Origin of the sequence: Capillibacterium thermochitinicola (assembly GCF_013664685.1) — a bacterium.
In the GTDB taxonomy this organism is placed as follows: Bacteria; Bacillota; UBA4882; order UBA10575; family UBA10575; genus Capillibacterium; species Capillibacterium thermochitinicola.
This window is the reverse complement of the sequence record NZ_JAAKDE010000015.1, coordinates 130636-142032: the sequence shown is the minus strand read 5'-3', so window position 1 is coordinate 142032 and position 11397 is coordinate 130636. Positions and strand designations below refer to the sequence as shown.

General features: G+C 50.7%; 4 protein-coding genes. 3 read left to right on the top strand and 1 reads right to left on the bottom strand.

Annotation, left to right across the window (positions count from 1 at the left end; genetic code table 11):
• Window positions 1-1466, bottom strand: a 1466-nt coding sequence (locus tag G5B42_RS08305) for an ATP-dependent nuclease (protein WP_231133369.1), incomplete at its 3' end; no start/stop codon positions are given.
• A 234-nt stretch (window positions 1467-1700) separates the two neighbouring features.
• Here G5B42_RS08305 and G5B42_RS08300 point away from each other — a divergent pair.
• The 3 genes from G5B42_RS08300 to G5B42_RS08290 are packed head-to-tail and all read left to right on the top strand — an operon-like array spanning window position 1701 to window position 11348.
• Window positions 1701-5198 carry a helicase-related protein gene (locus G5B42_RS08300; protein ID WP_181340000.1) on the top strand — a complete coding sequence of 1166 codons (3498 nt, stop codon included), beginning with the start codon at window positions 1701-1703 and terminating at the stop codon, window positions 5196-5198.
• Window positions 5199-5215: 17 nt separating this feature from the next.
• Window positions 5216-8047: a DUF1156 domain-containing protein gene (locus G5B42_RS08295; protein ID WP_181339999.1), complete on the top strand. Its 2832-nt coding sequence runs from the start codon at window positions 5216-5218 to the stop codon at window positions 8045-8047.
• Window positions 8034-11348, top strand: a complete 3315-nt coding sequence (locus G5B42_RS08290; protein WP_181339998.1) for a Swt1 family HEPN domain-containing protein — start codon at window positions 8034-8036, stop codon at window positions 11346-11348. The genes G5B42_RS08295 and G5B42_RS08290 overlap by 14 nt, the downstream gene beginning before the upstream one ends.
• Window positions 11349-11397: the final 49 nt, after the last annotated feature.

Genomic DNA, 11397 nt, shown 5'->3' with positions numbered 1-11397 from the left:
AATTCATAATTGCCAAACACACGTGAAGATATTTCCTCGTTTCCTGTACGATCATCATCTGTTAAAATTGCACATCGACAATTTAGCCTGTTTGAAGGATTTTTAGTATTAAACAACTTTGCAAAATGCTCAAAAGCAACACCATTAAGGTTAACTACCTCAATACCGTTTTTTTCAATATCATACTCATCACCCATTATTTTAGAAAAAACCGGCAACAATAAGGCTTCGGAAATTCCTTCAACCAATATTACCCCATTCGAAAAGAATAACTGACTCTTTGTTACATCTAAAAATTTGCGCAGAAATTTTTTATTTGAATCATCGAGATTTGTTTTTTTAATCGACAAGGCAAAAATTTTATCTTCTTGGTCTTGTAACACAATTAATGAATCAAGATCAGCTTTTGCTGTTATCGTTGGAGAATGTGATGTTACGAATATTTGAAATCCGCTTTTATTTAACTTATTGAGGTAGTTAAAGAAAATATTCTGGAGTTGAGGATGGAGATGGGCTTCCGGTTCTTCAATCAATAATGCTATATATGCCTCTTTTTCCAACTCTTTTTTCCGCTCTAAATCACCAAGCACAGTTGCGATATAAATGAGGTTGTTATAACCAAGCCCGTTTTGGGAAAGCTCAAAATATCTCTGGTCTTCTTCATTTTCAAGAACATCCTTACCAAAAAAAGGCATCTGGATTCTAAGGCTTTCAACAATTTTACGAAACTCCCACGGCAGAAAATCGATTTCAACGGTTTGTTCTTTCCCTTTTATTGAAAACTCATTGAGGTGCTCATTCACTTTTATTTTTCCTTTTTCAATAAGAATTTGCCAATCCTTATCATTACTTAAGACAGATCTAACTTTTTGGGCAAATACTTCTTGTTCTTTTTCATCGGGTACCAATTTTGTATATAATTCGCCAAGTCTATTTCCCCTAACAGGCCGCAACTGCTGAACGGCATCCCTCAATGCACCTAAATAAACATAGTAAATTAAATCAAGAACTTCAGGGTTAATCATCTGACCCTCATTTTCTCCACCCCATACACTATATCTAACCTTTTTAATCCCGTTTCTTTCTTGAATGAAATACCGAAAGTGAAGTTGAAGCTCTTGTTCTCCTTCATCATTTATGGCCAACAAGTCGATAAAGATACCAGCTTCTTCGGGTCTTTGAATCTTAAAATACAAATGGAATTCTATATCACTCTCTTGTGCTTTTAAATCATTCTTGTCTATATAAAAATCATCTAAAGAGACATAAATATCTCGCCATTGCTTTCCATAGCTAAAGGCAAGACGTAAAGCATCCAAGATGGTAGTTTTACCGGAGTTGTTTTCACCAATCAGAATATTTAAACCTTCGTTGAAGTAAAGCGTTGCCTCCTTTATGCAACGGAAATTTTTTATAGTCATACGCTTAAGATACATAATTATCATTCCTTTTAAAAGTATAATCATTAAAATTATTCCATAAAATCCATGTTATTCCTTCTGCAGTTTTTTAACTGCCTGTTTGACTGCTTTCTCAATACAATGAGTCAATGTAGTGTGAAAGTCTTTATAAAGTCAGATCTTGGGATAATCCTAACTTCATTTGCCTTTCCCCTTTATGGCAGGAAATATGCGGAATAAGCAGAATATCCATTAATAAATGTAAGAAATATAACTTTTTTGTAAATAAGGAGAAATTCCATGGCCCGTCTGGAAGAGTTAACCCCGGGGACGGTCGTCAACGGTCTTTTGCCCAACAAGCCGGTGACGGTTATTAATGTCCAATGGCACGGGTCCGATGTGGTTGAAGTCACCTACAAAGACAGTTCCGGCCTATTAGGTAATGAGCTTGTTTTTCGTGACCGCGAACCGGAGCTTGAAATCGCCAAAAAGAACCTTCCTTGGTCCTTTACGGGAGACGCCGCATTGTTCAAACTGGTTTCCGAAGCCTACCGGATCCGGTTGGCCTATTTATTCGATCCCTTACTGGCGGTCCATACCTCTCTGCTGGAACCGCTCCCCCACCAGATAACCGCTGTCTATGGAGAGATGCTGAATCGGCAACCCCTTCGTTTTCTGCTGGCTGATGACCCCGGCGCGGGCAAAACTATTATGACCGGTTTGTTAATTAAAGAGCTTCTGATCCGGGGCGACCTCAACCGTTGCTTGATCTGCGCCCCCGGCAACCTGGTGGAGCAGTGGCAAGACGAGCTTTACCAACGGTTTCAATTGCCTTTTACCATCATTACCCGCGAGCAAGTGGAAGCAAGTATCAGCGGCAACCCCTTTGCTGAGCTGAATTTGGTAATTATCCGCCTCGATCACGTTAGCAGAAACGAAGAGCTTCAGGCCAAACTGGAACAGACCGACTGGGATCTGATCATCTGCGACGAAGCACACAAAATGTCTGCCTCATATTTCGGCGGGGAGGTCAAATTCACCAAGCGCTACCGCCTCGGACAGCTTTTGTCCAGGATCACCCGCCATTTTTTACTGCTGACCGCCACCCCCCACAATGGAAAAGAAGAAGACTTCCAACTGTTCATGGCTTTGCTCGATCCCGATCGCTTCGAAGGCCGTTTTCGCGAAGGTGTTCACCGGACGGATGTCTCCGACCTCATGCGCCGGATGGTCAAAGAGGATCTGCTCAAATTCGACGGCCATTACCTTTTTCCGGAACGGATCGCCTACACCGTAAATTACGAACTCTCCCCGGCGGAAGCCGAATTATACAAGCTGGTCACTGACTACGTCCGGGAGGAATTTAACCGGGCGGAGGCACTAACAAACGAAGGACGCAAAGGAACCGTCGGGTTCGCCCTCACCATCCTGCAACGCCGGTTGGCCTCCTCACCGGAAGCGATTTATCAATCCCTCCGGCGCCGCCGCGAACGTTTGGAAACACGCCTGCGCGAGGAAAAACTCTTAAAGAAGGTTGCCGACCGCCTCGACGAAGAGAAATTCCTCCTCACCGATGAAGAACTGGAAGACCTGGAAGATACGCCCGAAGCCGAAATGGATACGATTGAGGCAACCATTATCGACCAGGCCACCGCCGCCCAAACCATCGCTGAACTCGAAGCCGAAATCGAAAAGCTGAAATTTCTCGAACAATATGCCCTCCGAGTCAGGAACAGCGGTAAAGACCGGAAATGGGAAGAACTCTCCCGGCTGCTTCAAAGCCCGGAGGTTATGTTTGATAAAGACAATAACCGGCGGAAACTGGTCATCTTTACCGAACACCGCGATACCCTGTTTTACCTTGCCAACCGGATTCGAACCCTGCTGGGCCGGGAGGAGGCGGTCGTTACCATCCACGGCGGGATGGGACGGGAGGAACGCCGGAAAGCCCAGGAAGCTTTCACCCAAGACAAAGAGGTTGCCATCCTACTAGCCACCGACGCCGCCGGGGAAGGGATCAACCTCCAGCGGGCCCACCTGATGGTCAATTACGACCTCCCTTGGAACCCTAACCGGATTGAACAGCGCTTTGGCCGGATCCACCGGATCGGCCAAACCGAAGTCTGTCACCTTTGGAATCTGGTGGCGATGGAAACCCGGGAGGGGGAAGTCTTCCTTCGGCTCTTCACTAAAATGGAAGAACAAAGGAAAGCCCTGGGCGGACGGGTCTTTGACATCCTGGGGAAAATCACCTTTGACAACAAACCCCTGCGTGATCTGTTGCTGGAAGCAATCCGCTACGGAGACCGGCCGGAGGTCCGTGCCCGTTTACACCAGGTCGTTGAAGATGCCTTTGACCGGGAAAAACTCCGTGCTTTAATCGAAGACCATCTCCTGGCCAAACAGACGATGGATCTGTCCCAAGTGATGACAATCAAGGCGGAGTTGGAAAGGGCACAAGCCCGCAAGCTGCAACCCCATTTCATCTCTGCTTTCTTCCTGGCCGCTTTTCAACTCTTGGGCGGCAGTTTCAAAGAACGTGAAGCCAACCGTTACGAGATTACCCATGTTCCGCTCGCCGTCAGGAGCCGGAGCCGGATAACCGGCATCGGCGGTCCGGTCCTCGTCCGGTACGAACGCGTCTGCTTTGAAAAAGAATTAATCAATCTTCCTGGGAAACCACAGGCTGTTTTCCTTTGCCCCGGTCACCCGCTGCTCGAAGCGACCATCGACCTGATTCTCGAGCGCTACCAGGAACTCCTCCGCGAGGGAACGGTCCTCGTCGACCCTAACGACCCGGGGGAAGAAATACGCCTTCTTTTTTACCTGAAACATTCTATCCAGGATGGCCAGACCGACCGTTCCGGCAAGCGCCGGATCATCTCCCGCCGGCTGCAGTTTGTCGAGATGAGAGCCGACGAAAGCGGAACCACCGCCGGTTACGCGCCTTACCTTGATTATCGTCCGCTACAGGAAGAAGAAAAACCATTATTCGCCCCCCTGCTCGAAACGGGCTGGTGGCAAAAGGGATTAGAGGAAAAGGCGATAAACTACGCTATCCAGAAGTTGGTCCCCGACCACTTGGCGGAAGTGAAAAACCGGCGCGAGGAGTTAATTTACAAGACAATTCGGGCGGTAAAGGATCGGCTGACCAAAGAGATCAATTATTGGGACCGCCGGGCACAAGAGCTGAAAGCAGATGAACAAGCCGGAAAAATTAACGCCAGAATCAATTCGGAAAAAGCCCAGCGACGGGCGGACGAACTCCAGGCCCGTCTCAAAAAACGCCTTTCCGAACTGGAAGAGGAACTCCGGATCTCTCCCTTGCCACCGGTCCTGATCGGCGCCGCCCTGGTCGTCCCTATCGGGTTACTGGAAAAGCAACAGGGGATAATAAGCGACACTCCCGATGCCGCGGCAAGAGCAAAAATTGAAAAGATCGCGATGGAAGCCGTGCTAGCTGCCGAGAAGAAGCTCGGTTGCGCGCCGAAGGATGTCAGCCGTGAAAACCGGGGTTATGACATAGAATCTCGAAACCCGGCTACCGGTAAGTTACGCTTTATCGAGGTCAAAGGGCGAGTTGCCGGGGCACGGACGGTTACCGTCACTAAAAATGAAATACTGACCGGTTTGAATAAACCCGACGATTTTATCTTAGCCATTGTCCTGGTAGACGGCGAAGAACACCAGATTTATTACATCCGTAAACCCTTCACACAAGAACCCGGGTTCGGGGTGGAAAGCATCAATTTTTCCCTGACAGATTTGCTTTCAAAAGCCACCGGACCGTTATTATAAAAAAGGAGCCTCAAACCATGACTGTTAAGAAAAAACTAATCGAAGTCACGCTTCCCCTTGAGACTATCAACCGCGAATCCGCCCGGGAAAAATCCATCCGGCACGGGCACCCTTCCACCCTCCATCTTTGGTGGTCACGTAAACCCTTGTCTACCTGCCGGGCGGTTTTATTCGCTTCCTTGGTGGACGATCCTTCCGTTCACCCTGAGAAATTCCCCTCTGTAGCAGAGCAACAAGAAGAACGGGAAAGGTTGTTCAAAATCATTGAAGACCTGGTGAAATGGGAAAACATCAACAATGAAAAGGTACTTAATAGAGCAAGAGAAGAAATTTTAAAATCAACGGGCGGCAATCCCCCGCCGGTACTGGATCCTTTCTGCGGCGGGGGTTCTATCCCCTTGGAAGCCCAAAGGCTCGGCCTCGAAGCCCATGGTAGTGACCTAAACCCGGTGGCGGTTATGATCACGAAGGCCTTAATCGAAATCCCCCCGAAATTTGCCGGAAGACTGCCGGTCAACCCCCAAGCCCGCTCCTCAGAACTGAGTAAAGGCAGTTGGCCGGGAGCACAGGGTCTCGCCGCCGATATTCGCTATTATGGTGAATGGATGCGGGAGGAAGCAGAAAAACGCATCGGTCATCTTTACCCCAAAGTCAAGCTCCCTCCGGAATATGGCGGCGGGGAAGCGACCGTAATTGCCTGGTTGTGGGCGAGGACGGTGCAATGCCCCAACCCGGCCTGCGGCGTAAGAATGCCATTAGTAAGTTCCTTTTGGTTGTCAACGAAGAGAGGGGAAAAAGCCTGGGCCCAACCGGTTATCGACCAGGAAAAAAAAGAAGTGTGCTTTAAGGTTAGAACCGGTGATGGAGCCCCTCCAAAAGGCACAGTGAACCGACAGGGCGCTAAGTGCATCTTCTGTAATTCGCCCGTTCCCTTCGCGCATATACGAAAAGAAGGGCAGGCCAGGCGGATGGGTAGTCAATTAATGGCGATCGTTGCAGAAGGTAATAACCGGCGAGTATATTTATCATCCGATGATAAACACGCTTCAATTATAGCTGGATTAAAACCAAGTTGGAAACCTGACCAGGAATTACCCTACAACCCACGAGACTTTAAAACACCTAATTATGGAATGGTAAATTTTGGCGACCTTTTTACCCCCCGACAACTCACCGCCCTGACCACTTTTAGCGATCTGGTGACGGAGGCCGGAGAGAAAATCTATCACGACGCGGTTGCCGCCGGTTACCCGGATGACGTGGTTGGTCTGGAAGAAGGAGGAAGTGGGGCACGGGCGTATGCGGAGGCAGTCTGTGTTTATTTGGCTTTTGGGGTCAATAGATTGGCAGATCGGTGTTCTTCTATTTGTTCATGGGATATTGGATATACCAAAATCCGCAACACCTTTGCCCGTCAAGCCATCCCCATGACATGGGATTATGCCGAAGGTAATCCCTTTAGTGCTTCAACAGGGAATTTTTTGGGCGCTATTGAATGGGTGGCAAAAGTTGTCGAATCTTCCCCTTGTACCGAACCGGGATACGCTCAACAATATGATGCTGTCGAAGCTATCACGTTAATAAATAAGCCGCTTATCTCCACCGACCCTCCTTATTACGATAACATCGGGTACGCTGATCTGTCTGACTTCTTTTACATCTGGCTCCGCCGTTCGTTAAAGAACATGTTTCCATCAGTTTTAAGTACTCTCCTGACACCGAAAGAAAAGGAGTTGGTAGCTACTCCCTATCGTTTTGATGGCAGCAAAGAAAAAGCGAAAGAATTCTTTGAAACTGGTCTGGAAAGAGTCTTTACCCGTATGCGGGAGAATCATCATCCTGATTATCCATTAACCCTCTATTATGCCTTTAAACAGTCTGAAGTTGATGATAGTGATGGTAAAAATGGCACTTCACCTATTGCCTCAACCGGTTGGGAAACCATGCTGGAAGGTTTAGTTGAAGCGGGATTTAGCATTACTGGCACCTGGCCCATGCGCAGCGAATTAAGTAACCGTACTGTGGCCAGAGGCGCAAACGCCCTCGCTTCCTCCATCGTTCTCGTCTGCCGGCCCCGTCCGGAGAACGCGCCGTCCATCTCCCGGCGGGAACTGATCACCGCCCTGAAAAAAGAGCTGCCGGAGGCCTTGCGCCAACTGCAGCAGGGAAATATTGCCCCGGTCGACCTGGCACAGGCGGCGATTGGCCCTGGCATGGCCGTCTTTTCCCGGTACGCTCAAGTCCTGGAGGCGGACGGATCACCGATGCCGGTGCGTACCGCCCTGCAAATCATTAACCAACTCCTGGATGAATTCCTCGCCGAACAGGAAGGGGAATACGACCCGGAAACCCGCTGGGCGGTTGCCTGGTTTGAACAGATGGGGCATAAGGAGGGTCTGTTTGGCACGGCGGAAACCCTCTCCAAAGCCAAGAACACCAGTATCCAAAGGATGGTTGATCGCGGTTTTCTAGAGGCGAAAGCCGGGAAAGTCCGTCTGTTAAGGCGGGAGGAGTTCCCCGTTCCCCTGGAGGACTTTTTGAAAAATTCCCCGACCGTCTGGGAAGTAACCCAGCAGTTAACCCGGGTCCTGATGGAAGAGGGCGAATCCGCCGCCGCGCTTTGGCTGGAAAAATTGGGGGCCTTGAGCGAAGGAGCCCGGAGTCTCTCCTATTATCTGTACTCGATCTGCGAACGCAAAGGATGGGCCCAGGAGGCGCTGGCCTACAACACCCTGGTCACCAGTTGGCCTCGCCTGCGCAGCATTATTATAAATAAGTATAAACAGCAACAACAAGGTGCTTTAGCCCTCAATACGGGGGAAGGAGGTACAACAGATGGCGCTGAGTAATTACGAACGGGTCGGGAGGGCCCTAAAGATCCTCCGCAAAGGTCTGTTACCATTTATCTACCGGGAACTGAAAGCCTTTTATAAAAACGATTGGTGGCAACAAGGGGTTGAACCTTCCTTAACCGGAGCAATCGGACTCGAAGCACAAACCATGTCCGGAACAGAGACGGAACGCTTGGCAGCTTTGGATATTCAAGCCTTGCTGGTTGTCATGTGGGAAAACTGGAACAAGGTCTTCATGAACAAGCTGGGGCATGTCGGGCGCTCTTACGTAAGCGAACTGCGGGAGGTCCGAAACCGGTGGGCTCACCAGCAGCCTTTTACTTTGGAAGATACCTACCGGGCCTTTGACACCATGATGCGTCTCCTGGAAATGATCTCCGCACCGGAAGCAGAAAGTATCCGGAAATTCCTCCGCCAACTCATGCGAATCCGTTATGAGGAAGAAACCAAACGGGAATTAAAAAAACAAACGGAAGTTGCCACCCAAACCCATACCCTGGCGGGACTAAAGCCGTGGCGGGAGGTGGCCACTCCCCACCCAGACGTGGCCGGCGGCCGGTACCAGCAGGCAGAGTTTGCCGCCGACCTGGCCCAAGTGATCACCGGTGAAGCCGAGGACGAGTACAAGAACCCACAGGAGTTCTTCCGCCGGACTTATCTCACGGAAGGACTCTCCCACCTTCTCACGCTGGCCTTGAAGCGGCTCTCCGGAAACGGCGGCGAACCGGTGGTCGAACTGCAGACCAATTTCGGCGGGGGGAAAACCCACTCCATGATTGCCCTCTATCATCTGTTCAGCGGCAATCTGACCGGAGGCGAAGCCCTCGGTATGGAAGAGATTTTGCAAAATTCCGGCGTCACCCAATTGTGCAAGGCGAACCGGGCGGTGCTCGTCGGCACCAAACTAAACCCGGCGGTCGGCGCGAAAAAACCGGAAGGAATAACCGTTAACACCATGTGGGGCGAAATGGCCTACCAACTGGGCGGAGTTGAGGGCTATAACCTGGTGGCGGAGAATGATCAATCCGGCACCAGTCCGGGTTCGGATACTTTAAAAGAACTCTTTGACCGCTACAGTCCGGTCCTGGTCTTAATCGACGAGTGGGTCGCTTACGCCCGGCAGCTTTATCATGTCGACGGTCTGCCCGCCGGCTCCTTTGAAGCCAATATGACTTTTGCCCAGGCTTTAACCGAGGCGGCGAAACGTTCGCCCCGGGCAATGGTGGTGGCCAGTATCCCCGCTTCCGACATTGAAATCGGCGGTGAGGGAGGCCGGGCGGCTCTGGAGCGCATCCGCAATACTTTTGGCCGGATTGAGGCGGTCTGGAAACCGGCCAGTGCTGAAGAGAGCTTTGCCATTGTACGCCGGCGGCTTTTTGAACCGATCACCGACTATGCGGCCCGTGACGCGGTCTGCCGGGCCTTTGCCGACATGTACCGGCAAAACCGGGGGGACTTCCCCAGCGAGTGTCTAGAAGGGGATTATGAGCGGCGTTTAAAAGAAGCCTATCCCATCCACCCGGAACTCTTTGACCGGTTATACCAGGACTGGTCCACTCTGGAAAGGTTTCAGCGTACGCGGGGGATTTTGCGCCTAATGGCGGCCGTAATCCATGACTTGTGGGAGCGGCAGGACCGTTCGCTCCTAATTATGCCGGGGACCATCCCCCTTGATTCGTCGGCTGTGCACTTTGAAATTACCAGACATCTGCCCGACGGCTGGGGACCGATTATCGATACGGATGTGGACGGCGTGGCCAGCAAACCGCTTGCCCTGGACCGGGACAACCCCAACCTGGGCCGTTATTCCGCCTGTCGCCGGGTGACCCGGACGATCTTCGTGGGAAGCGCCCCCTCCGTCGCCGCCCAACGGGTCCGCGGCATTGAGGAGGTCCGTATCAAACTCGGCTGTGTCCAACCGGGCGAAGTCCCGGCCATTTTTGGGGATGCCCTGCGCCGTTTGAGTGAGCAACTCACTTACCTTTTTGGCGACGGCAACCGCTATTGGTTCGATACAAGACCCAGTGTCAACCGGATTGCCGCCGACCGAGCGGTCCAGTACCGGCCGGAAGAAGTCGAGCAGTTCATCATTGAACAGTTACGCAAAACCTGTCCCCGGGGTGAATTTGGCGCCGTCCATATCGCTCCGTCCGTGTCCAACGATGTCCTTGATGAACAAACAGTCCGCCTGGTTATTCTCGGCCCGGACGCACCGTATTCCGCCAAAAGCGGGGAGCGGACCGCCCTCGACAAAGCCCAAAAGATCCTGGATGAAAGGGGCTCCAGTCCGCGCCTGTACAAAAACATGCTGGTTTTTATCGCCCCCGACCGGAACCGCCTGGTCGAACTGGAACAGGCGGTCCGGCAGTTCCTGGCCTGGCAGTCGATTGAGGCGGACCGGGAAAACCTGAACCTGGACACTTTCCAACTGAAACAAGTGGAACTGGGCTTGAAGAATGCTAGCACGATGGTGCAAACGAGGATGGAGGAGACCTTTAACTGGTTATTGGTTCCCACCCAGGAGAACCCGGCCCATTACGAAGTTACCTGGAATGTAACCCGGTTGAACGGAGCAAGGGGTACATTACCTGAGAAAGCTGCTGCAAAACTAAAGGCGGACGAACAGATCATCACCCGCTGGTCGCCGGCGTTATTACGAATGGAGCTTGATAAATATCTCTGGAAAGATCAACCCCATATCAATCTGAAACAACTATGGGATTATTTCAGCACCTACCTGTATTTGCCAAGACTGGTTGATACCGATGTTTTACTGGATACCATCAAGGAGGGGCTAACAAGTAAAGACTTTTTTGCCTATGCCGCACGGGTCGATGAAAACGGAAGGTATCTAGGTTTAAAGTTTGGAACCAGTACTGACAATATTGTTATTGACCGCGAAGCGGTGCTTGTTAAACCGGAGGTGGCAAAAGAACAGATAGAAAGAGAAACCAAGCAGGAATCAGAAGGGCCCGGCTCAACGACAGAAGAGGTTAAAGACCCTCCATCAACGAGGGAGACAGGGGAAACTGATGAGAAAAAGGAAGAGGAGATAAAACCAAAAGCGAAGAGATTTTATGGGGAGGCTGTGCTTGACCCGCACCGGGTCGGGAGGGATGCCGGGACGATTGCCGAAAATGTTATTCAACATTTAACATTAGAAGAGGGCGCCGAGGTAACAGTGACCCTGGAGATTCAGGCCATCATCCCCAAAGGCGCCGGAGAACACACAGTCCGCACTGTAACCGAAAACTGCCGGGTCTTAAAGTTCAAGACCTATGAGTTTGGGGAGGAGTAAATGGCTGCTCCCTTTGGAATTGAAATAGCTATTATTGAAACAGCCACAT